The following is a 24,187-nucleotide window of genomic DNA, read 5'->3' as shown; positions in this document are numbered from 1 at the left end:
GGATGTCCTCATGAAAGCACTGCAATTCGATCAAACCGGCGACCTGTCCTCCCTGCGCTTCGTCGATGTCGCCAACCCCGTACCGGGTGCTGATGAAGTGCTGGTCGAGATCAAGGCCGCCGGCCTCAACCCCAGCGATGTGAAGAACGTACTCGGGCGTTTCCCCTACACCACGTTGCCGCGAATTCCCGGGCGCGATTTTGCCGGTGTAGTGGTCGAGGGGCCGCAGGCATTGATCGGCCAGGAGGTCTGGGGCACCGGGCGCGAGCTGGGCTTCTTTGCCGATGGCGCCCATGCGCAGTTCCTCAAACTGGCGGCCAATGGCGTCGCACCCAAACCGTCGCACTTGAGTTTCGCCCAGGCCGCCAGCCTCGGCGTGCCGTACACCACCGCTTGGGATGCGTTGGAACGCAGCCTGGTGAACGCTGAAACCCGCTTGCTGGTGATCGGCGGCGGTGCGGTGGCGACAGCGGCATTGGCGCTGGCCAAAGTGCGCGGGGCGCAGATTCTGGCAGCGGCGCGGCGGCCGGAACAGGTCAAGGCGTTGCAGGCGCAGGGCTTCCAGACCATTCAGTTGGATAAACCTGAAGACCTCGGCGCGCAGGTCAATGCGGTGTACAACGGCGGCGCCGACGTGATCTTTGACACCACCGGTTTCTGGCTGCCGGCCTCGGTGGCGGCACTGGCGGCGTTCGGCCGCATCGCGATCATCGCCGCACCGGTGGATGGTCACGTGCAATTGCCAGCGCTGGCGCTGTACCGCAAGGGCGGTTCGGTGGTCGGAATCAACTCGCTGCTGTACGGCGTGCAGGCCTGTGCGGCGATGCTCGAGCAGTTCGGGCGGTTCTTCGATGAGGATCTGTTGCCGTTGCCGCAAGGGCTGGTGGAGGTGCCGTTGGCGGATGGGCTGGACAGCTACGCGCAGGTGAATCAGGGCAGTGGCGACAAAGTCATTCTGATTCCCTGATCTTTCAAACACCGCATGACCTGTGGCAGCTGGCCTGCCAGCGATAGCGGTAGAACAGTCGATGAAGAAGTTGACTGAACTGATGCCATCGCTGGTAAGCCAGCGCCCACATTTTTTCGTGTTGGTCTCAGGATTGCGGGACGCCGTTTTCCCACGCCGACCAGTTTTTCAGGATGTCCTGCACCAGCGGGTTACCCGCACGATAGAGGTTTTCCAGCGCCGGCACGAAGCCGCCCTGATCGGCGTATTTCAGCAAATTGTCCACTTCGCTGCCGCCCGGAGCAGGGCGGTCGAAGTCGGAGCCGGCGCGCACCACGGCCAGACGCTGCACATCCACCAGACCTTCACGACTGGCGCGCAACAGGGCTTCGTAAGTGGAGTTGTCTTCCTGTTGCGTAGTGCAGTATTCGCCGTGGTTGTCGGTCAACAATTTAGTCCAGACCTCGGCGCGTTCGCTCAGGCGTGTACCGGAGAACCAGGTGTTGCCCGCCAGCGTGTCGCAGCGGGTGACCACCGGCGGCTGATTGGCCGGCGCCGCCGGGTATTTGCGGCGCCAGGCCGCCGACTCCTTGCTTTCGCTCAGCTCGACCTTGTGGCTCAGGGCAAAGGCTTTGGCTTGCAGTTTCGGGTTGAGTTCGAAGACTTCGGTCTTGTAGTCCAGCGGCGGTTTTTCGTTTGGTCCCTTGGTGTTGATGCCCAGGTATCCGGTTGGCCAGCTCGCCGGAGCGTCGCGCGAATCCAGCTCCCATTGGGTACCGAATTCCACCAGGTAATGCGCCCACGCGGCGGTGCCGATGGTCCCGTGTTTCGGGCTGATGCCGGCGATCCCGGCGATCAGGAACCAGCTTTTGCGCAGGTCGAATTTCGGCGACAACGCCAGTGCCAGAGTCGAAGCGGCGGCGTTGGTCTGGCCCATGCCGGTGGTCAGCAGGCACACCTGTTGCGTGTTGCAGCGGATCGTCGGGTACTCGGCGGACAGGCCCGGCACGCGGATTTCCTGCTTGAGGTCCAGGCGCTCGATCCAGTTCTGCGCTTCGGGCGCGAACATGGTGATCAACACCACTTTCGGCTGGATCGGCGCTTGCGCGGCCCAAGTGGTGGAAGAGAGCAGGGCCGCAGCGGCCAGGGTCAGACGCGTCATTGCTTGCATGGAAAATCTCCTGATATCAGAACTGGTAGCCGATGCCGGCGTAGTAACCCCAACCGTTGGAGCGCGCACGGAAGTCGCCGTCGCCGAAGTTCAGCTCGCTGCCGTCCTCCCAGTTACCGCCGTTGTGGAAGTAACGCCCGACCAGGGTGAAGCGCAGGTGGGTAAAGGAGTACAGCAGGACGTTGGTCGCCACCGTTGCGTTGGCGGTGCGCGCCGGGTTGTCCTTGTGCATGTCGGAGCCGAAGTCGAAGTTGGTGAAGCCGATGTAGGTCAACGAGGCGCCGTTGCTGAAGCTGCTGATCGGCACGATGTACTTGAGCTGCGCGCGGTAGCCGTCCCAGGAATATTCATTGCTGGCGCCATAGTTTTCCCATTGGTAACGCCCGTACAGTTTGGCCGACAGGTTGACCCGCGAATGGGTGTCGATGTCGGTGCCGAAGCCGCTGTAGAGGGTGTTGGCGCGGTTTTCCTTGCGGCTGCCGTGGTCGTAGATCCAGTCGAACGCCACGTACCATTCCTTGAACGGACCGATGGCCAGGCTGCGCCCGGCCAGGTAGTCGATGGAGATGCGCGGTTCGTGCTCCATGAACACCGGCGAGCCGTGATCCCAGACGCCTTTGTCATGGCTGTTGCCGATGTTGAAGATCTTCGGAATGTCGACGTAGCCGTACAGTTCGAACGGCCCCTTGCGGCCGAAGTACTCGTATTCCAGGTAGATATCGTCGGCCGGTTGCGGGCCGAAACTGATGTCCTTGCTGCCGATCAGGGTCAGGTCCTGGTTGTACCAGTCCGACAGGTATGCGCCTTTTTTGGGCGGGCTGGCGTCCGGACTGAGGCTTTCGCCCTGGGCCGATTCATCGGCGGGCGCGGCTTGTGCCAGTGCACTGTGGCTGAGAAATCCGGTAACGCCGGCCAGTAGCAGGGAAACAGCAAACGTGCGCGCGTCACGGGCGCGGCGGTGCAGAGCGATGTGCATTCAAAGTCCTTTTTGCGGATCAGGGCCGGCAAATCATGGCCCTGTATGGTTTTGTTACGAAAACGTCGGTAACGACGCTACGCAAACGTTTGCACAAGCCGTACCAGTTTCTGCAATGCACTGAAATTTCGCCGGTTTCGCCGATTTAACTGACGGATCGGTCATGTCCTCCGGAAAACCGCGGATCAGGGTGGCTTTACATGGCACCCGACATTTTTTTGTCCTGGGCGAGCGAACCCCTCTGGCTCGCCCACTTGCGGCCAGCGCCCGCAAATACGGGGGCGGGCGCCGCTGCGGCGCTTATTCCAGAAACCTCTAACACCAAAGTATTAATGCCATTTGACCAATGCTCCATCGCGGGGCGTCGGCTAGCGTGTTTCAGCAATGACACGGTTGTGTGATGACCGTCGCTGTCTTGATCCGCGTGTGAAACCCGCGCCGCGTTGCACGCCTTCAAGGAAGAATTTGGCCACGACAAGGAGTAGCCCGTGGAAGCAAGGTCTGGTATTGCCCTCGTCTCGCGTTTTTCCCCTCTTTCCCTTGCCGTGCACCTGAGCGTTGCCGGACTGCTGTTCGGTGGGTTCAGCGAGCAGGCGCTCGCCACCTGCTCGGCGGCCGGTTCGACGATTACCTGTTCGGGCGTCCCGACGCTGCCGCTGTTTCTCAATGACTACAGCAGTGCCACCAGCGGATTGACGGTCAACGTCACCAACGGTGCACAGATGAACGCGACCCTGGGTGGCAAAGTGCTCAACCTGACCGGGGCCAACATCAACCTGAACAACTCCGGCACCCTCGACCCGGCCTTGCTGGGCCTGGTCTCGATCCTCAGTGGCGGTGCGTTCATCGGCAGCGGCGCGACCAGCACGGTGAACGTCGTCAACAACGCCACCGGGATCATTCGCGGCACCGGCATGTTGCTCGGTCTCAATCTGACCAGCATCGACGGTCTGGGGATTGCGGTGAACAACTCGGTGTCGGGCACCACGACCATCACCAACGACGGCATCATCACCTCCACCGGGCTGTCGGTAGGCGGCATCACGCTGGCCGATACCCCGGTGGTCGGGGTATATGGCGGTTCGCAAGTCAACATGACCAACAGTGCCAGCGGCACCATCAACGGCCGGATTGCGTTCGAGACGTCAGTGGCGGGCAACACGTTCACCAACGCCGGCAACATCACCGGCGGTGTGTCGATGGGGGCGGGCAGCACCAACACGTTCTATGCGATCACCGGTTCCAGCGTTAACGTCGGCGACGGTGTGCAAGTCTCCGTCGGCCTCGGTGGCCTGATCGGCATCAACCTGACCTTTGCCCCGACCGGGACGATCGATGGCGGTGCGGCGGGTACCAACACGCTGATCCTGCAAAACCCGATCGGCCTCGGCGGCGGCACCTCCGGAAGCGGCACGGCGTCCAGCGCGACCTACGTCAACTTCAACAACCTGACCCTCAACAGCGGCACCTGGACCTTGCAGGGGCCATTGGTCAGCGGCGCCACCACGCTCAACGGCGGTGTTGCCCAGTTCAACGACAACGCGGCGTTCGGCAGCGGTGTGCTGACGTCCAACGGCGGGATTCTGCAGGCCAGCAATGCCGGTTTGACGCTGGCCAACCAGATCAATCTGGGCGCCAGCGGCCTGACCCTGCAGGGCATCAACGGCACGGCCCTGAACGGCGTGATCTCCGGCAGCGGCGGCCTGACCAAGATCGGCAGCGGTCAGCTCAACCTCAACGGTATCAACACTTACACCGGCAACACCGTGCTCAATGGCGGTGTGGTGCAGGTGGGCAACAACCAGGCGTTCAGCTCCGGCGGCATCACTGTTGGCGGCTCTTCGAGCATCTCGGCGGCGACGCCGATTTCGCTGGCTAACGCGATCACGCTCAACAGCACCCTGACTGCAACCGGCACCGGGGCGTTGACCCTGGGCGGGGTCATCAGCGGCGCCGCCAACCTGAGCAAAACCGGCAGCGGCAGCCTGACCCTCAACGGCACCAACACCTACACCGGGATCACCAGTCTCAGCGCCGGCACCTTGCGCGTCGGCAACAACAACGCACTGGGTACAGGTGTACTCAACACCGGCAACGGCACCAGCCTCGACAGCACTGGCAACGTGACCCTGGCCAACAACGTCGGCATCACCGGTGCGTTGAACGTGCTCGGCAGCAATGCCCTGACCCTGGGCGGCGTGCTGTCCGGCACCGGCGGCATCACCAAGTCCGGCACTGCCAGCCTGACCCTGACCGGCAACAACACCAATTCCGGCACCACGGCGCTCAATGCCGGCAGTCTGTTCGTCGGCAGCAACACTGCGCTGGGCACTGGCGCGTTGAACGCAGCGGCCGGCACCACACTGGATGCGACCACCGCGGTGACCCTGGCCAATGCCGTCGCACTGGCAGGCGGGCTGACTATCGGCGGCACCCAGGCACTGGGCCTGAGCGGTGTGGTCAGCGGCGCCGGCAGCCTGATCAAGAACGGCACCGCAAACCTGAGCCTGAGCGGCAACAACACCTTCTCCGGCGGTACCGCGCTCAATGCCGGCACGCTGATTGTCGGCAGCAACACCGCGCTGGGCACTGGCGCGTTGACCACGGCGGCGGGCAGCACGCTCGATGCCAGTACCGCCGTGGCGCTGACCAACGCGGTCGCGCTCGGCGGTAATCTGAACATCGGCGGCAGCGCCAACCTGACCCTCGGTGGCATCGTCAGCGGCAGCGGCGGACTGACCAAGAACGGCGCGGCCAACCTGATTCTCAACGGCGCCAATACCTTTCTCGGCCCCGTCGCGCTAAACGCCGGCACTATCACCGCCGGCGCCAATGCGGCGCTCGGCAGCGGCAACATCACCGTCGGTGGTGTGGCGACCCTCGACAGCAACGCGGCGGTGACGCTGAACAACAGCCTCATCCTCAACAACAGCCTGGGCATCGGCGGCAGCAACGCACTGACCCTCGGCGGCGTGATCAGTGGCGCCAGCCAACTGGTGAAAAACGGCGCTGCCAATCTCACGCTCAACGGCAGCAACACTTACAGCGGTGGCACCACGCTGAATGCCGGTAGCCTGACGGTCGGCAACGGCGCGGCGTTGGGCAGCGGTGCCTTGTCGGTGGAAGGCGCGAGCACGCTCAACAGCAGCTCGGCCGTGACCCTGAACAACGACGTGATTCTCAACGCCAATCTCACCACTGGCGGCGCCAACGCGCTGACCCTGGGCGGTGTGATCAGCGGCGCCAACGGATTGATCAAGACCGGCGCCTCCAGCCTGACCCTCAATGGCAATAACACCTACACCGGCACTACGGCACTGAACGCCGGTTCGCTGATCGTCGGCGCCAACACCGCCCTCGGCACGGGCACACTGAACGCTTCGAACGGCACCACGCTGGATGCCAGCAGCGCCGTCAGCCTGGCCAACAACGTCAACCTCGGCGGCGCTCTGACTGTGGGCGGCAGCAACGCACTGACCCTCGGCGGCGTGGTCGCCGGCATCGGTGGCCTGGTCAAGAACGGCGCCGCCGACCTGACCCTCAACGGCGCCAACACCTACTTCGGCAACACCGCGCTGAACGCCGGCAAGCTGATTGTCGGCAGCAATACCGCGATCGGCAGCGGCGCCTTGAACGCCGCGGCGGGCACCACGCTGGATACCAATACCGCCGTCACTCTGGGCAATCAGGTTAACCTCGCCGGGGCGCTCAATGTCGGCGGCAGCGCGGATCTGACCCTCAGCGGAACCGCCGCCGGTGCCGGCAGCCTGGTGAAAAACGGCGCGGCCAACTTGAGCCTCAACGGCAGCAACACCTACGTCGGCGGCACCACCCTGAATGCCGGCACCCTGACCGTCGGCAACAGTTCGGCGCTCGGCACCGGCGCCTTGACCGTTGGCGGTGCGGCAACCCTCGACAGCAGTTCGCCGCTGGTCAGCCTGGCCAACGCGGTCGTGCTGAACGCAGCGCTGAGCGTGGGCGGTACGCAGAACCTGACCCTCGGCGGCGTGCTCAGTGGCACCGGCCAACTGGTCAAGAACGGCAGCGCCAACCTGACCGTCAACGGCACCAACACCTTCAGCGGCGGCACCACCCTCAACGCCGGCACCCTGACCGTCGGCGCACCCGGCGCCTTGGGCAGCGGCACGCTCACCGTCGGTGGCGCCGCAACGTTGGACAACAGCAGTGCCTTCACCCTCGGTAACAACATCACTCTCGATGCCGGGCTGACCCTGGCGGGCAACAACGGCCTGACTCTCAGCGGCGTGATCGACGGTGCAGGCAGCCTGACCAAAACCGGTCTGGATGACTTGGCGCTCAGCGGCACCAACACCTTCACCGGTGCGCTGAACATCGCCGCCGGCAGCGTCACTACCCTGAGCAGCGGGGCGCTGGGCAATACCTCCGGGGCCAATGTCAGCGCCGGCGCCAGCCTCAACCTCGGCAGCAACGCCAGCCTCAACGGCCTGAGCGGCAGCGGCAGCGTGCAGATCGGCGGCGGCAACACATTGACCGTGGGCGGGGTCAGCAGTACCAGCACCTTCGACGGCGACCTCGGCGGTAGCGGCGGCTTGACCAAAGTCGGCACCGGGACGCTGAATCTCACCGGGATCAACGGCATCACCGGCAACACGGCGATCAACGGCGGCAGTCTGAACCTCAGCGGTTCGCTGGCCAGTGCCCAGGTCAACGTCAACACCGGCGGTACCCTGACCGGGACCGGCTCGGCGCTCGGCACGGTGAACATCAACAACGGCGGTCATCTGGCGCTGTCGTCGGGCAACACGCTGTCTGCCGGGTCACTGGTGCTGGCCGCCAACAGCAATGTCGACGCGAACCTCGCGACGCCATCGACCACCTCGCTGATGAACATCGGCGGCAACCTGACCCTCGACGGCAACCTCAATGTCACTGATGCCGGCGGCTTCGGCGTGGGTGTCTATCGCTTGTTCAACTACACCGGCGCACTGACCGACAACGGCTTGACCGTGGCCGGCGTGCCGGTGGGTTACGGCCTCGGCGACATCCTCGTGCAGAGCCTTGGCAATCAGATCAACCTGGTGGTGTCGGCACCGAACACCAACCTGCGTTTCTGGGACGGCAGCCAGACCATCCCGAACGGCACGGTGGATGGTGGCAGCGGCACCTGGAATGCCGGTGGCACCAACTGGACCAATTCCAACGGCACGCTGAACCAGACTTGGGCCGGCGATTTTGCGGTGTTCCAGGGCACGGCCGGCACGGTGTCGGTCAACGGCACGCAACTGTTTACCGGAATGCAATTTCTCACCGATGGCTACAACGTGGTCAACGGTTCGTCAGGGTTGCTGACTGCCGTCAACGGCAGCGGTGGCACCACGGCGATGCGGGTCGATCCGGGCGTGACTGCCACGGTCGGCGTGGACATTAACGGCAGCGGCATCCTCAACAAACTCGATGCCGGCACCCTGGTACTCAACGGCAACAACAGCTACAGCGGTGGCACGCAACTGGATGGCGGCACCATCGTCGTCGGCAGCAACACCGCGCTGGGCAGCGGCGCGCTGATCGCCAATGCCGGTACGCAACTGGACAGCAACACCGCCGTGACTCTCGGCAACGCCGCGACGCTCAACGGTAACCTGACCGTGGTCGGCAGCAATGCGCTGACCCTCAACGGGACAATTGGCGGCACCGGGGGCCTGATCAAGAATGGCGCAGCGAACCTGACCCTCGGCGGCAACAATGCCTTCCTCGGCCCGGTGGCGCTGAATGCCGGCGGATTGATTCTGGCGTCGAACAGCGCGCTGGGCTCGGCCACACTGAACGCGGCGAACGGCACCACATTGGATGCCAGCGGCGCCTTCACGGCGGGTAACGCGATCAATCTGGCGGGCAACCTTGGTGTTGTCGGCAGCAACGATCTGACACTGAGCGGCGCGATCAATGGCGCCGGCAGCCTGACCAAGAATGGCGCGGCCAACCTGATCCTGAGCGGGGCCAACAACTTCCTCGGCGGCGTCACCCTCAACGCCGGCACCCTGACCGCCGGCAGCAACGGCGCACTCGGTCTGGGCAATCTGACCGTGGCCGGTGCCTCGGCGCTGGACAGCAACACCTCGGTGTCGCTGGGTAACAACGTGGTGCTCAACGCCAATCTGACCAATACCGGCAACAGTGACGCCGCGCTCAGCGGTGTGGTCAGCGGCGCCGGCGGTCTGATCAAGAACGGCGCGTCGAACCTGACCCTCAACGGCATCAACACCTACACCGGCGGTACCACGCTGAACGCCGGTACGCTGACCCTCGGCACCGGTTCTGCCCTGGGTAGCGGCGCACTGACCGTGGCGGGCGCTTCCAGCCTCGACAACAGCGCGCCGCTGGTGCTGGCCAACGACGTCAACGTCAATGCCAACCTCAGTCTGGCCGGCAACAACAACCTGACCCTCGGCGGCGTCATTGCCGGCGCGGGCACTCTGAGCAAAAACGGTCTGGCCGACGTCACGCTGTCCGGCAACAACACGTTCAGCGGCACTTTCGACGTGCTGGCGGGCAGCCTGACCGCCCTCAGCGGCACGGCGCTGGGCAACAATGCCACGGTCAATCTCGGTGGCGGCGCGGCGCTGAACCTCGGCGCTTCGGGCAGCCTCGCCAGCCTCACCGGCAGCGGCACCGCGCTGATCGGCACCGGCAACACCCTGAGCCTGGGTGGCAACAACCTCAGCAGCACCTTCGCCGGCGTCCTCAGCGGTGCCGGCGGGCTGAGCAAAATCGGCAGCGGCACGCTGACCCTCAGCGGCATCAGCGACCTCACCGGTGACACCAACGTCAATGCCGGCACCCTGCAGGTCAACGGCTCGCTGGCCAGCGCCAATGTGCTGGTCAACAACGGCGGCACGCTGGGTGGCAGCGGCACCTTGACCGGTGCCGTGACCGTGGCCGATGGCGGGCACCTGGCGGGCGTGACCGGCAGCACGCTGTCTGTGGACTCGCTGGTGTTCGACGGCAACGCTAACTTCGATGTCGGCCTCGGCGCCCCGGTCGCCGGTGGCGGCAATGCGCTGGTCAATGTCGGCGGCAACCTGACCCTCGACGGCACCCTCAACGTCAGCGACATCGGCGGCTTCGGCAGCGGCGTGTATCGCCTGATCAACTACACCGGCGGCCTGACCGACAACGGCATGCTGATCGGCGCGGTGCCGGGCAGCGTCACCCCGGGCGATCTGCAACTGCAGACCGCGCTGGCCAACCAGGTCAATCTGCTGGTTACCGCACCGGGTGTCACCGTGCAGTTCTGGGACGGCAACCAATTGGTGGCCAACGGTGCCGTGGAGGGCGGCAGCGGTACCTGGGGCACCGGCAGCACCAACTGGACCGACGTCAACGGCACCACCAATCAGGCCTGGACCAACAACTTCGCGGTGTTCCAGGGCGCGGCCGGCACGGTCACGGTCAATGGTGCGCAGACGGTCACCGGCCTGCAGTTCGTCACCGATGGCTACAACCTGCAGAACGGCAGCGCGGGTTCGCTGAACCTGGTCAACGGTGCCCTCGGCAATGCGTCGGTGCGGGTCGATCCGAACGCCACCGCGACGCTGGATGTCGCGCTCAACGGCGCCGGCACCCTCGGCAAGTACGACACCGGCACCCTGGTGCTCAATGCGGCCAACGGTTACACCGGCGGTACCGCGCTCAATGGCGGCAAGATCGTGGTCGGCAACGACGCTGCGCTGGGCACCGGGGTACTGACCGCCGCCGACGGCACCGCGCTGGACAGCAACGCGGCCGTCAGCCTGGGCAACGACGTGCTGCTCAACGGCGCGCTGAACGTTGCCGGCAGCCAAGCCCTGACGCTCGATGGCGTGGTCAGCGGCACCGGCAGTCTGCTCAAGACCGGCGCTGCGAGCCTGACCCTCAACGGCAGCAACACCTACAGCGGCGGCACTCAACTCAGCGGCGGGGCGCTGGTCCTCGGCAACAACAGCGCCATCGGTAGCGGTGCACTGAGCGTGCTCGGCAACGCCAGCCTGGACAGCAGCGCGGCGCTGCAACTGGCCAACGCGATCAATCTTGGCGCGCAACTGACCCTGGCCGGCACTCAGGACACCACGCTGATCGGCGCCGTCACGGGCACCGGCAGCCTGGTGAAAAACGGCACTGGCGACCTCGTGCTCAGCGGTGCCAACACCTACAGCGGCGGCACCACGCTCAACGGCGGCAGCACGCGGGGCGACACCAGCAGCCTGCAAGGGGCGATCGTCAACAACGCGGCGCTGACCTTCGAGCAGAACAGCGACGGCAGCTACACCGGTAACCTCACCGGCAACGGCAGCCTGGACAAGACCGGCACCGGGCAATTGCTGCTGGCCGGCAACAACGGCTTCACCGGCAACACCACGGTGCAGGCCGGTACCTTGCGCGTCGACGGCGTGCTCAATAGCGCCAATGTCGCGGTCGCCAGCGGGGCGAAGATCGCGGGCAGCGGCCAGTTCGGCGGTGCCGTGCAGCTGGCCGATGGTGCGACGCTGCTCGGCGGCAGCGGTGCCACACCGCTGTCGGTCGGCGCACTGGCATTGTCCTCGGGAACCAACCTGGACTTCAGCCTCGGCGCCGCGACCAGCTCCACTACGGTGGTCAACGTCGCCGGCAACCTGACACTCGACGGTACGCTGAACATCAGCAACGCCGGCGGCTTCGGCACCGGGGTCTACCAGTTGTTCAGCTACGGCGGCGCGTTGACCGACAACGGTCTGGTCTACGGCAGCCTGCCGGTGTCGGCGGCCAACCTGACGCTGCAAACCGCCATCGCCAACCAGATCAACCTGCTGGTGCAGGGCACGCCCGGTGAGGTGCAGTTCTGGAATGGCGGCACCACCAATCCGGACGGCAGCATTGGCGGCGGCAGCGGCGTATGGGGGCCAGGCACCAACTGGACCGATCCGACCGGCACCCAGGCGCTGGCTGCCAACGGGCAGTTCGCGGTATTCGGTGGGCAGGGCGGGACGGTCACCGTGCTTGGCAACCAACGCTTCACCGGCCTGCAATTCCTGGTGAGTGGTTACAGCCTGGTTCCAGGGGCTGGCGGAACGCTGACCCCGGTGAATGGCGCGGATGGCAGTCTGGCGCCCGTGCGGGTCAATGCCGGAGCGAGCGCAGAAATCTCGGCGCCGCTGGTGGGCACCGGCGGTATCGAGAAACTCGATTCCGGCACGCTGATCCTGAGCGGCGCCAACACTTACAGCGGCGGTACCACCGTCAGCGGCGGCACGTTGATCGGTGACACCAGCAGCCTGCAAGGCAACATTCTCAACAACGCGTCGCTGGTGTTCCAGCAGAACGTCAATGGTCAGTTCAACGGTGTGCTGCGCGGTCTTGGCGCAACCGCCAAACGTGGCGCGGGGACGCTGCTGTTGACCGGCGATCAACCGTTCAGCGGCACCGTGTCGGTCGATCAGGGCGTGCTGCAAGTCGGCAGTCGCGCCGGCCGGGCCTCCCTCGGCGGGCAAGTCACCGTGGCCAACGGCGCCGGGCTGAGCGGTAATGGCAGCGTCGGCTCGGTGGTCAACCATGGTGTGGTGCAATCGGGGGCCGAGGCCGGCAACCTGAGTGTCGCCGGTAACCTGACCAACGCCGCCGACGGTGTCCTGGCCCTGACAGTCAGCTCGCCGACCGCCACGCCACTGATGGTCGGCGGCACGGCGGCCCTGGGCGGCGGCTTGCAGGTCAACTCGCTGGCGCCGTTCACCGGTAACACCGTGTACTCGCTGATTACCGCCGGTGGCGGCGTGACCGGCACCTTCAGCGCCGCCGATCTGCCGCAGTACGCGTTCCTCGACTCGACGCTGGTGTACGACGCCAACGCGGTGAACCTGGTGGTCAGTCGCAACGACAACTCGTTCGCCGATGTCGCGGCCACGGGCAACCAGGCCAGCACCGCGTCGGCCCTGACCCGCAACGGCCCGGCCGGGGCGGCTTTGCAGAACGAAATCGTCAACCTCAGCGTTGCCGGTGCGCGCAATGCCTTCGACAGCCTGTCCGGGGAAATCCACGCCAGCACCGCCAGTGCGATCCTCGAGGATTCGCGCTTCGTGCGCGAGGCGGTGAACGACCGTATGCGTCAGCCATCGTGCAGCGCCGCGGACGATCCGCGCCGGGCCCTGGCACCGAGCGACACCCAGCTGAGCAGCAATGGCTGCCATGGCGAAATGGTCGGTTGGGCTCGCGCGCTCGGCGCATGGGGCGACATGGACGGCGACAGCAACAGCGCCAAGATCGACCGCAGCCTCGGTGGCTTCATGCTCGGTACCGACAAGCAGCTCGACAATCAATGGCGCGTCGGCATGGCCGCCGGTTACACCCGCAGCAATCTCAATGCGCACGACCGCAACTCGGATGCCAAGGTCGACAGCTACCATCTGGCCGGATACCTGAACTCGCAGTTCGACGCCCTGGCGGTACGCCTCGGCGCGGCCTACAGCTGGCACAGCATCGAGACCAAGCGCGACGTCAGCGTCGGTGCCTACAACGATCGCCTGAAGGCCGATTACGACGCCCGCAGCGCGCAGGTGTTCGGTGAAGTCGGCTACACCTTCAACGCCGCCGGGGTGGCCGTGGAACCGTTCGCCGGTCTGGCCTACGTCAACTACGACAGCGATACCGCCAAGGAAAAAGGCGGCGTGGGCCGCTTGAAGGCGGATGCCGATCAGGAGATCACTTACTCGACGCTGGGGGTGCGCGTCGGCAAATTGATGACCCTGGCCAACGGCAGCCAGCTCACGCCGCGCGCGGCCATCGGCTGGCGGCATGCCTACGGCGATACCAAACCCGACGCCGACCTGACCTTCATCGACGGCGGCGCCTCGTTCAGTACCCAGGGCGTGCCGATTGCCAAGGACAGCGCGTTGCTCGAGGCCGGTGTGGACTTCCAGGTCACCCCGACCGGCAAGTTCGGCATCGGCTACTCGGGGCAGGTCTCCAGCGACAACAACGATCACGCGATGACCATCAGCTTCAGCCAGAGCTTCTGATCATGGTCGAAGCGCTTTAGCCGCCCGCAAGGGCGGTTTTTTTTGCCGGGAGCAAAAGCCCCGGCTCAGGGGTCGACATTGTCCAGCGCGCGGTGCACCGCCAGTTCGCCGAGCATGACGATCTGCGTGATACCGAGCAGGGTGTTGCGGTAGGGATCCTCCAGTTGCGCGGCGAAGTCGCTGAGCATCACCTTGGCCGAGGCCAGCGATTCGCAGGCGTTGGCCAGCAGGGATTCGGTGTCGACGCCGGGGGCGACGATGAACATGGTACTGGGGGCATTGAGGCCTGGCTTGAACATGATTGATACCCTTGTGCAGGAGAGGGGGCCAACGGGGGAAGCGACGGGCCCCACCATAAGCACGGGCCGCCGGGCCCACAAGCCGGGGGATTCCGGTGGTTTTGTAGGCAATCACGCTGCGCGATGTAGCCCTGGGCGACCGCTGTCGCAGCCGTTTTCAGGGGCTGGTTTCGTGCCTTTGCTTCACTCGGGAGCGCACCATGGATCTGTCGCAACACCTGCTGCAACTGGAACAGCGCCTGTTGTCCCGCGCCGTGCGCCAGGCCCCGGCCGAGCTGGCGCGGCTGCTGGCCGACGATTTTCTCGAGTTTGGTGCCAGCGGTGGTGTGTGGGACAAGTCCGACATCCTCGAGGCGTTGCCGAAAGCGCCTTTTACACAGCGCATCGTGAGTCAGTTCAATCTCAAGTGGTCGTCGGAAAATTCGGCGCTGGTGACGTACCACTGTCACAACGTCGCCGCAGACCGGCCAGTGGCGGCAGACAGTTGGCGCAGTTCGCTGTGGCGCCTGGAGCACGGCGAGTGGCGCATGGTGTTTCATCAGGGCACCTACTGCGCGCGGGCCGGCGACGACTGACGGAGTGATCGCCGGCACTGTCAGGTGTGTTCAACGGGCGTCATTGCTGAAACCGCAGGGCGTTACCCCTCTGCTAGAATTCGCCCCATTCCCTGCCAAGAGACTGCCTTCATGAGCGAGCCCATCCGTCTGACCCAATACAGCCACGGCGCCGGCTGCGGCTGCAAGATTTCCCCGCAGGTACTGGAAGTGATCCTGGCCGGCAGCGGGGCGCAGAACCTCGATCCGAAACTGTGGGTCGGCAATGCCTCGCGCGATGACGCGGCGGTGTACGAGATCGATGCCGAGCGCGGCGTGGTCTCGACCACCGACTTCTTCATGCCGATTGTCGATGACCCGTTCGATTTCGGCCGGATCGCCGCCACCAACGCGATCAGCGACATCTATGCCATGGGCGGCGACCCGCTGATGGCCATCGCCATCCTTGGCTGGCCGGTCAATGTGCTGGCGCCGGAGGTGGCGCGGGAAGTGATTCGGGGCGGGCGTGCGGTATGTGATGCGGCGGGGATCCCGCTGGCCGGTGGGCACTCGATCGATGCTCCGGAGCCGATCTTCGGCCTCGCTGTCACCGGCCTGGTGGAAAAACGCCACATGAAGCGCAACGACACCGCCACGGCCGGTTGCCTGCTGTACCTGACCAAACCGCTGGGCATCGGCATCCTCACCACCGCCGAGAAGAAGGGCAAGCTGCGCGCCGCCGATGTCGGGCTGGCCCGCGACTGGATGTGCACGCTGAACAAGCCCGGCAGCCGCTTCGGCAAACTCGCCGGCGTCACCGCGATGACCGACGTCACCGGTTTCGGCCTGCTCGGCCACCTGGTGGAAATGGCAGACGGCAGCCACCTCACCGCGCGCATCGAGTACGACCGCGTGCCGCGCCTGGCAAGCGTCGAGTATTACCTCGAACAAGGCTGCGTGCCCGGCGGCACCCTGCGCAACTTCGACAGCTATGCCAGCAAGCTCGGCCGCCTGCAGGAGCTGCACAAGCGCGTGCTGTGCGACCCACAGACCAGCGGCGGCCTGCTGATCGCCGTGACGCCCGAGGGCAACGCCGAATTCCTCGCCGTGGCGGCGGAACTGGGCCTGGAACTGGCGCCGATCGGTGAACTGGTCGAGCGACAGAGCAACGCGGTCGAGGTGATTTGATGTCCGCCGATTTCACCGATTACCGCGACATTTTCCTCAACGACCGGCCGCTGATGGATGCCCGCGCGCCCGTCGAGTTTCACAAGGGCGCCTTCCCCGGGGTGGTCAACCTGCCGCTGATGAACGACATCGAGCGCCAGCGCATCGGCACCTGCTACAAGCAACATGGTCAGCAGGCTGCCATCGAACTGGGGCATCAACTGGTGTCCGGCGCGGTCAAGGCCGAGCGCATTCAGGCCTGGGCCGATTTTGCCCGGGCCCATCCTGACGGTTTTCTCTATTGCTTTCGTGGCGGTCTGCGCTCGCAGATCACGCAGCAGTGGCTGCGTGACGAAGCCGGGATCGACTACCCACGCATCGGCGGCGGCTACAAGGCGATGCGCAATTTTCTGATCGAGACCCTCGCCGAGGCGGTGCAGCAGTGCGACTTCGTGCTGCTCGGCGGCATGACCGGCACCGGCAAGACCGAAGCGCTGGTGCAGTTGCGCAACAGTCTGGATCTGGAAGGGCACGCCAATCACCGGGGCTCCAGCTTCGGCAAACGCGCCACCGGCCAGCCGTCGAACATCGACTTCGAGAACCGTCTGGCCATTGACGTGCTGAAAAAACGCGCTGCCGGCATCCAGCAGTTCGTGCTGGAAGACGAGAGCCGCGTGGTCGGCAGTTGCGCGTTGCCGTTGCCGCTGTATCAGGGCATGCAGCAGTACCCGATGGTCTGGCTGGAGGACAGCTTCGACCACCGTGTGCAGCGCATCCTGCGCGATTACGTGGTGGACCTGGCCGGCGAATTCACCGCCGTGCATGGCGAGCAAGGCTTTGCGCTGTTCTGCGCACGCCTGCTGGCGAGCCTGAACAATGTGCAGAAGCGCCTGGGCGGCGAGCGCCATCGACGCCTGTTGACGCTGATGGAGCAGGCGTTGGCCGAGCAGGGCCGCAGCGGCGCCGTGGACCTGCACCGCGGCTGGATCGAAGGCCTGCTGCGCGAGTACTACGATCCGATGTATGCATTCCAGCGCGAGAAGAAGGGCGCGCGGATCGAGTTCGCCGGGGAGCAGGGGGCGGTGCTCGAATACCTGCGCCAGCGCGCCGGGCAACCGCGCTGACGCTGCCTCAGGCCGCACCGGCCATCAGGTCGGGCAGGTCGCCTTGCCGTTGTCCAGTCCCTGTTTGTAGCTGTGGCTCTGCAGGCTGGCCTTGCCGTTGTGCCAGGTCAGGGTCAGCACATACAGCGAGTCGTAGTCGCCGGACGCCCAGTCATCGGTGATGGTCTGTTTCTCGCCAACGGCCTTGCCCGCGACCTTGTTGATCAGCTCCGGCAGGTAGCCGTGCGACCACGCGGTATAGATGGTCGAGTTGTGATACTTGTCGGCAGTCAGCTCGCGGGCCAGGTCGCTGGTGTCGTTGGCGGAGAACTCGATGTTCACCGGCAGACCGAGCTTGATCGCGGCAGGGCTGATGGTCATCAGCGGGCGAATATAGCTGTAGGAGTTGTCCAGTTCGCCTTCTTCGACATTGCGCGTCGGATTGGCAGCGAAGACGTAGTCGGCCTTGCCGAATTTCTCCGGCAACAGCGTCGACAGGTCGATGGCGCGGTTCAGGCCCTGGCAGTTGAGCTGGCCGAGGCCGCCTTCGGGCTTCTCGGCGTGACGCAGAAACACCAGGGTCTGCGTGCCATCGACCGGTTGCGCGCGGCTTTCGCTGGACTCGAGTGAGAGGAACAGCGCGCTGGTCGCCAGCAGGGAGGGCAGGGCCACGTAAGCGCGATGTTTGAAGCGTTTGGCGAATCTAGACAGGTTCGTCATGGAATAAAAGTTCTTCAGCGTGTTCGGTTAAGGCTGACAAACCTTGACACCGCGCGCTCCCAGCGCCGGGTGTATTCCCTGTCGTGATGTGGCTTCCTTTGCAAATGGCATAGCTCAGAGTCCTCTGAGGCCCGTTTGGTTCGATCCGGGCAAGGCGTGACGTTACGGCGTGGATGTTACGTTTCGTGTAGACGCCGGCGTCGGCTGCATTATGATCAGCGTTCAAATTTGTGACTGGATGCTTCCCATGACCGATCTGTCCGCGTTCCCGATCACCCAGAAATGGCCGGCGCAGTACCCTGACTGGATTCAGCTCTATTCCCTGCCGACGCCCAACGGCGTCAAGGTCTCGATCATGCTCGAGGAGATCGGCCTGCCCTACGAGCCGCACCGTGTGGGCTTCGACACCAACGACCAGGTGTCGCCGGAGTTTCTCTCGCTGAACCCGAACAACAAGATCCCGGCGATCCTCGACCCGCATGGCCCGGAGGATCAACCGCTGCCGTTGTTCGAGTCCGGGGCGATCCTGATCTACCTCGCCGACAAGAGCGGCCAGTTGCTCGCTCAGGAAGGCGCGCTGCGCTACGAGACGATCCAGTGGCTGATGTTCCAGATGGGCGGAATCGGACCAATGTTCGGCCAACTCGGCTTCTTCAACAAATTTGCCGGCAAGGATTACGAAGACAAGCGTCCGCGCGACCGTTACGTCGATGAAAGCAAGCGCCTGCTCAAGGTGCTCAACGGTCGCCTCGAAGGTCGCGACTGGATCATGGGCGAGCGCTATACCATCGCCGACATCGCGACCTTCCCGTGGGTGCGCAACCTGATCGGTTTCTACGAGGCCGGCGATCTGGTCGGGATCAAGGATTTCCCCAATGTCACGCGGGTGCTCGAGCGCTTCCTGGCGCGGCCGGCGGTTGTGCGCGGCTTGACCATTCCTTCCTGACGCTACCTCCTGCGGGAGCGAGCCTGCTCGCGATTGCGTGGTGTCAGCTAACCCCTCTGTTTCTGATACGGCGCCTCCGCGAGCAGGCTCGCTTGCACAAGTCTCTTCAACCGCGACGATGATTATTGCGTCCTGGGTAACGCACTCTTGATTGATCCAGGTTTGTACGCCGCCCCGCGCAGGGCATAAGCTTCGCCCCCTACGACTTTCGTCTCATCCGCAGTTTTTCAGGAAAGGCCCCATGTCCAGTCAGTTCCCCGAAGCACGTCCACGCCGTCTGCGCCGCAATGCGAGCCTGCGCAGCCTGTTCCAGGAAACCGAGTTCAGCCTCAACGATCTGGTGCTGCCGATTTTCGTCGAGGAAGAGATCGACGATTTCGTGCCGATCAAGAGCATGCCCGGCGTGATGCGCATTCCGGAGCGCAAACTGGCCAGTGAAATCGAGCGCTATGCCCGTGCCGGGATCAAGTCGGTGATGACCTTCGGCGTGTCCCACCATCTGGACGCCAACGGCAGCGACACCTGGCGCGAAAACGGTCTGGTGTCGCGCATGTCGCGTATTGCCAAGGATGCCGTGCCGGAGATGATCGTGATGTCCGACACTTGCTTCTGTGAGTACACCGACCACGGTCACTGCGGCGTGATGCACAACCATGAAGTCGACAACGACCAGACCCTGATCAACCTCGGCCGCCAGGCCGTGGCCGCCGCGCGTGCCGGTGCCGACGTGATCGCCCCGTCAGCGGCGATGGATGGCCAGGTGCGGGCGATTCGCCAGGCCCTCGATGCGGCCGGGTTCACCCAGGTGCCGATCATGGCCTATTCGACCAAGTTCGCTTCGGCGCTCTACGGGCCGTTCCGCGAGGCCGGCGGCAGCGCCCTGAAGGGCGACCGCAAGAGCTACCAGATGAACCCGATGAACCGCCGCGAAGCCTTGCGCGAATCGCTGCTCGACGAGCAGGAAGGCGCCGATGCGCTGATGGTCAAACCGGCGGGCGCCTACCTGGATATCATCCGCGACATTCGCCAGGCCTCGAACCTGCCGCTGGCGGCGTATCAGGTCAGCGGCGAGTACGCGATGATCAAGTTCGGCGCCCAGGCCGGGGCCATCGATGAAGACCGCGTGGTGCGCGAGAGCCTCGGCGCGATCAAGCGTGCGGGTGCCGATCTGATCTTCACCTACTTTGCGATGGACCTGGCCCTGGCCGGGATCTAAATTCCAACATTCAGCCCCTGTGGGAGCGGGCCTGCTCGCGAAAGCGGTCTTTCAGCAGATATCCATGCTGACTGACACGACGCATTCGCGAGCAGGCTCGCTCCCACATTCGATTGGTGCTGTGTCAGGGGCAGGCGAAAAACGGCCGTATCCCGTGATCGCGGAAATAGCGTTCGATCACCTTCGGATCGGCGCTGTTGTCGGCGATCGCCACATAGGTGTCCGGGCGCAGCAGATAGAAGCCGTTGCGTCCCAGCCCCGCGGTTTCGAATGCCGGGCGCCAGTCGAACACGTGCAGCGGCAGGTGATGCTCATTGCACCAGGAGATTATTTCGTCGCTGGTGTCGCCGTACACGTGCACCTGCCAGCAGGGCTGGCGCAACGGCTCATAGTTGTCGCCCTCACCATCATGGGCCCACGGCAGGCGGTCACCGCCGTGCACGTGGCCGGCGGTGCCCTGGCTCAGCGACATGCCGCGATAGTTGAGGGTGACTTGTGAGACGGTGCGAAACAGGAATTCACGGCTGGCCTCGAACGCGGCCATTTTCGGGATCAGGAACGGTGCCAGCCGCGTGCGCAGCAGATCGGCCATGCGCCCTTCGGCGGTGACGAAACTGAATACCTTGTCGGTGGTCGACACCAGCCTCCGGGCGAAGGCCATGCGCTCGGTTTCGTAGCTGTCGAGCAGGTTGGCGGTGGCACCGCCGCCGAGCACCGCGGCGAGTTTCCACGCCAGATTGATCGCATCGCCAATCCCGGTGTTCATGCCCTGGCCGCCGGCCGGGCTGTGCACGTGCGCGGCATCGCCAAGCAGAAAGGCGCGGCCGCTGCGAAAATGCTCGGCCAGGCGATGATGCACGCGGTAGGTGGAGAACCAGTTGACCTCGTCGATGTGCACTTTCAGGTGCTCGATGGCGCGGCTGCTGACATCGGCGAACTGCAGGGTTTCGGCGCGCGCCGCACGTTCATCGCGCACGGTGCCGATCAGGCGCGCCCGACCTGCGCCGGCCAGCGGAAACACGGCGAGAAAATCCGCTTCGTCCAGGTCCAGGTGCAGTTCGCCATTGAGCGCCGGGCCGCTCGCGTGCACATCCGCGACGTAGAAAATCTGCTGATAGGTGCCGCCGGGAAAGCCGCTGTCGAGGGCTTTGCGCACCACCGAGCGGGCGCCGTCGCAGCCGGCCAGGTAGCAGGCCTGACAGATTTCCTGCCGGCCATCGGGCAGGCGCAGATGCGCGTTGAGGCCGTCGCCGGTTTCTTCGAAACTCTCCAGCTCGGTGTTGCGCTCGACCACCACGTCGTAGTCTTCGAGGCGTTCGATCAGCAGCCGTTCGTGTTGATCCTGGGGGAAGATTTCCACGAATGCGTAGGGCGTCAGACCTTCACCGATGCGGTTCAGCGGCAGTTGCGCGAGCGGTTTGCCCTTGACCCAGAAGTTCGCCGCCGCGACCTTGTGCCCGTTGCGCACCACGGTGTCGGCCAGGTCCAACTGGCGGTACAACTCCAGCGTTCGTGCCTGCACCGCCAGTGCCCGCGAAGTAGTGCCCGGGGCGGAGGTCTTGTCGATGATGCGCACGCGCACGCCCAGTTTGCTCAGCCACAGAGCCAGCACCAGACCGGTCGGGCCGGCGCCGATGATCAGTACGTCGCTGCGGTTCATGGGCCTGTCCTCCGTTGGCTGTGCAGCAAGTATGGATCAGATAAACAGGGCGGCCAGCCCGGCTGTCTTCGCGAGCAGGCTCGCTGCCACCGTCGAACGCGCTGCAATGTGGGAGCGAGCCTGCTCGCGAAGGGGGGGGTTATAACCCGCCGCAAAAAAGGCCCCGCAACGGTAAAGCTGCGGGGCCTTTGTACGACGCGATGACGCTTAGAAATCGATCGTCCCCGACAACTTCGCCACCCGTGGTTCGCCCTGGGTCAGGTAGCCGCCCTGGGCCGATTCCCAGTATTTCTTGTTGGCCAGGTTCTCCACGCCCAGACGCAGGGTGACGTCTTTTTCCGCGACCTTGAAAGCGTAACGCGCGCCGGCGTCGAAGCGGTTCCAGCTCGGCAGGCTGAGGTTGTTGGCTGCGTCGGCGTACTGGCCACCGGTGCGCAGCATCCGCGCGTTGAGTGCTACGCCTTGCAGGCCGGGTACGTCCCAGTCGGCGCCGGCGTTGAACTGGAAGCTCGGTACGCCGATGGCGCGGTTGCCGTCGTTGGCGCCGTTCTGGGTGTTCTTCAGCTCGGTGTCCATCAGCGTCAGGCCGCTGATCAGGCGCAGGCCCTGGATGGGCTCGCCGAACACGTTCAGCTCCACGCCTTTGTTGATCTGCTCGCCTTCACGCACGTAGGTGCAGGTGGTGGCGCTGTCGATTTCACAGTAACCGTCGCTCGGCTGCTCGATGCGATAGACGCCCAGGCTCGCGCCGTAAGTGCCCATGTCGACTTTGACCCCGGCTTCGGTCTGCTTGGAACGTGCCGGTGCGTAGACTTCGTTGCCGTTGGTCACGCGAAAGCCGCCGGAACTGGTCGGCGAGGTCGGGCCCTGGGCCAGGCCTTCGATGTGATTGGCGTAGAACGACACATGCTCCCACGGCTTGAACACGATGCCGTACACCGGCGTGGTGATCGACTCGTCGTAGCTCGACGAGCGCGGACCGCTGCCGTAGCTGGCGTAGCTGTAGCCCTGCACCACCAGTTGCTGACGACGCAGGCCGGCCGTGACCAGCAGGCGATCGTCGAAGAAACCCAGGGTGTCGGAGAGCGCGACACTGCGATTGAAGGTCTTGCCGACGATTCCCGGGTCGTTCAGGTCGCCGCCGGCAAAGTTGCCCACCGGCGCCGGCGTCTGCAGCGGGTGATAGATGTTGTTGTCGTAGCGGGTCAGGTCGAAATCATAGGCGCTGCGTTGTTCGGCCCAGATACCGGTCAGGCCGAAGTTGAGTTTGTGGCTGACTGCGCCGGTGGTGAATTTGCCGTTGAGGCCGGCCATGACGCTGGTGTTGTCTTCATCGTGGGGGATGAACGAGCCGGTGGTGAACGACGCGCCGTTGTTGCCGACCAGCGTGGTCGAGTTGTAACGGCCGACTTCGCGGGTGTGCTTGGCGCCGCCGGCGACGTAGGCGGTCCAGTTGTCGTTGAGGTCGTATTCGGCGCGGAGCATGCCGAAGGTGTCTTCGATGTCGGTGTAGCCCCACTTCGGCGCGTAGTTGGTGTCGGCCGATGGCGCATCCGGGATGTGCGTGGCGGTGCCGAGGTTGACCGAATTGCGGCCACCGTTGACGCGTTCCTTCTGATAGGCGAAATCGCCGGACAGGCGCAGCGCATCGCCACGGTAGTCGAGGCCGATGGCGAACAGTTTCGAGCGCTGGTTTTCGTGGTCGATGCCGGTGTCGCCTTCGCGCTGGGCCAGGTTGATCCGCGCGCCGAAGCGGTTGTCCGCGCCGAAACGCTGGCCGATGTCGAGGTGCTGGCCGAGGCGACCTTCGCTGTTGATGTCGCTGGTAAAGCGCCGCAGCGGCTCGTCGCCGGCGCGCTTGGGCTGCAGGTTGACGCCGCCACCGATGCCGGAACCGGTCGGGGTCACGCCGTTGACGAAGGCGTTGGGCCCCTTGAACACTTCCACGCGCTCGAGGGCGTCGGTGGAAATGATCTGCCGCGGCAGGACCCCGTACAGGCCGTTATAGGAAATGTCGTCACCGTTGAGCGGCAGGCCGCGGATCATGAAGACCTGCGACTGGTTGGAAAACCCCGAGGCCTGGCGTACCGACGAATCGTTGAGCAGCACATCGGCGACGTCTTCGGCCTGTTGGTCCTGGATCAGTTGCTCGGTGTAGGACGCGACGCTGAATGGCACGTCCATCATGTCCTGATTGCCCAGCACCCCCAGTTGTCCGCCACGGGCGACCTGGCCACCGCTGTACACCGGCGGCAAGGCGCTGGGTGTCGGGGCCTGGGCGTTGATGTTGACGTTGTCCAGCACCAGCTCCTTGCCGGCTTCTTCAGCGGCATGGGCGGTGATGCTCAGGGAGCAGAGCAGGGCGATAAGCGTCGGGCGAGAGGGGATGCCGAGTCGAGCGGGAGCAAGCATGGTTCGTACCTGGAGGCGCACGGCCAGTCAGA

The 24,187-nt window shown here is 64.7% G+C and carries 13 protein-coding genes; 7 read left to right on the top strand and 6 right to left on the bottom strand.

What is annotated here, in order from left to right; translation table 11 throughout:
- Positions 1-10: 10 nt before the first annotated feature.
- Positions 11-967: a quinone oxidoreductase family protein gene (locus QRN70_RS14125; RefSeq protein ID WP_285418618.1), complete on the top strand. Its 957-nt coding sequence runs from the start codon at positions 11-13 to the stop codon at positions 965-967.
- Positions 968-1,094: 127 nt separating this feature from the next.
- Here QRN70_RS14125 and QRN70_RS14120 read toward each other — a convergent pair whose 3' ends face one another.
- Both QRN70_RS14120 and QRN70_RS14115 read right to left on the bottom strand, forming a co-directional pair.
- Positions 1,095-2,117 carry a purine-nucleoside phosphorylase gene (locus tag QRN70_RS14120; protein WP_285418617.1) on the bottom strand — a complete coding sequence of 341 codons (1,023 nt, stop codon included), beginning with the start codon at positions 2,115-2,117 and terminating at the stop codon, positions 1,095-1,097.
- 16 nt (positions 2,118-2,133) lie between these two features.
- Positions 2,134-3,093: a nucleoside-specific channel-forming protein Tsx gene (locus QRN70_RS14115; RefSeq protein ID WP_285418616.1), complete on the bottom strand. Its 960-nt coding sequence runs from the start codon at positions 3,091-3,093 to the stop codon at positions 2,134-2,136.
- Positions 3,094-3,581: 488 nt separating this feature from the next.
- On the opposite strand from QRN70_RS14115, the gene QRN70_RS14110 reads away from it, so the two are divergent.
- Positions 3,582-14,099: an autotransporter-associated beta strand repeat-containing protein gene (locus tag QRN70_RS14110; RefSeq protein WP_285418615.1), complete on the top strand. Its 10,518-nt coding sequence runs from the start codon at positions 3,582-3,584 to the stop codon at positions 14,097-14,099.
- Positions 14,100-14,164: 65 nt separating this feature from the next.
- Here the strand turns inward: QRN70_RS14110 and QRN70_RS14105 are convergent, their stop codons facing one another.
- Positions 14,165-14,398, bottom strand: a complete 234-nt coding sequence (locus QRN70_RS14105) for a DUF6124 family protein (RefSeq protein ID WP_285418614.1) — start codon at positions 14,396-14,398, stop codon at positions 14,165-14,167.
- Between the two features lie 200 nt (positions 14,399-14,598).
- Here QRN70_RS14105 and QRN70_RS14100 point away from each other — a divergent pair, with 200 nt between their 5' ends.
- The 3 genes from QRN70_RS14100 (at position 14,599) to mnmH (ending at position 17,222) form a co-directional block, all read left to right on the top strand.
- A complete protein-coding gene (locus tag QRN70_RS14100) occupies positions 14,599-14,973 on the top strand; it encodes a nuclear transport factor 2 family protein (protein WP_285418613.1) in 375 nt (124 codons plus the stop codon).
- A 111-nt stretch (positions 14,974-15,084) separates the two neighbouring features.
- Positions 15,085-16,119 carry a selenide, water dikinase SelD gene (gene selD / locus QRN70_RS14095; RefSeq protein WP_285418612.1) on the top strand — a complete coding sequence of 345 codons (1,035 nt, stop codon included), beginning with the start codon at positions 15,085-15,087 and terminating at the stop codon, positions 16,117-16,119.
- Entirely contained in the window at positions 16,119-17,222 is a 1,104-nt protein-coding gene (mnmH, locus tag QRN70_RS14090) for a tRNA 2-selenouridine(34) synthase MnmH (protein ID WP_285418611.1), read from the top strand. The genes selD and mnmH overlap by 1 nt, the downstream gene beginning before the upstream one ends.
- A gap of 24 nt (positions 17,223-17,246) precedes the next feature.
- Here mnmH and QRN70_RS14085 read toward each other — a convergent pair whose 3' ends face one another.
- Positions 17,247-17,921 carry a histidine phosphatase family protein gene (locus QRN70_RS14085; RefSeq protein ID WP_285418610.1) on the bottom strand — a complete coding sequence of 225 codons (675 nt, stop codon included), beginning with the start codon at positions 17,919-17,921 and terminating at the stop codon, positions 17,247-17,249.
- A 247-nt stretch (positions 17,922-18,168) separates the two neighbouring features.
- Between QRN70_RS14085 and QRN70_RS14080 the strand changes: the two genes are divergently transcribed.
- Complete coding sequence (locus QRN70_RS14080) at positions 18,169-18,867, top strand: glutathione S-transferase family protein (RefSeq protein ID WP_285418609.1); 699 nt, start codon at positions 18,169-18,171, stop codon at positions 18,865-18,867.
- Between the two features lie 241 nt (positions 18,868-19,108).
- Positions 19,109-20,083: a porphobilinogen synthase gene (gene hemB / locus QRN70_RS14075; RefSeq protein ID WP_285418608.1), complete on the top strand. Its 975-nt coding sequence runs from the start codon at positions 19,109-19,111 to the stop codon at positions 20,081-20,083.
- Between the two features lie 124 nt (positions 20,084-20,207).
- Here hemB and QRN70_RS14070 read toward each other — a convergent pair whose 3' ends face one another.
- Positions 20,208-21,743, bottom strand: a complete 1,536-nt coding sequence (locus QRN70_RS14070; protein ID WP_285418607.1) for an FAD-dependent oxidoreductase — start codon at positions 21,741-21,743, stop codon at positions 20,208-20,210.
- Between the two features lie 207 nt (positions 21,744-21,950).
- Positions 21,951-24,155, bottom strand: a complete 2,205-nt coding sequence (locus tag QRN70_RS14065) for a TonB-dependent receptor (RefSeq protein ID WP_285418606.1) — start codon at positions 24,153-24,155, stop codon at positions 21,951-21,953.
- Between the last annotated feature and the right edge of the window lie 32 nt (positions 24,156-24,187).

This window comes from Pseudomonas sp. efr-133-TYG-5 (assembly GCF_030209175.1).
Lineage (GTDB): Bacteria > Pseudomonadota > Gammaproteobacteria > Pseudomonadales > Pseudomonadaceae > Aquipseudomonas.
This window is presented reverse-complemented; position numbering and strand designations above follow the sequence as displayed.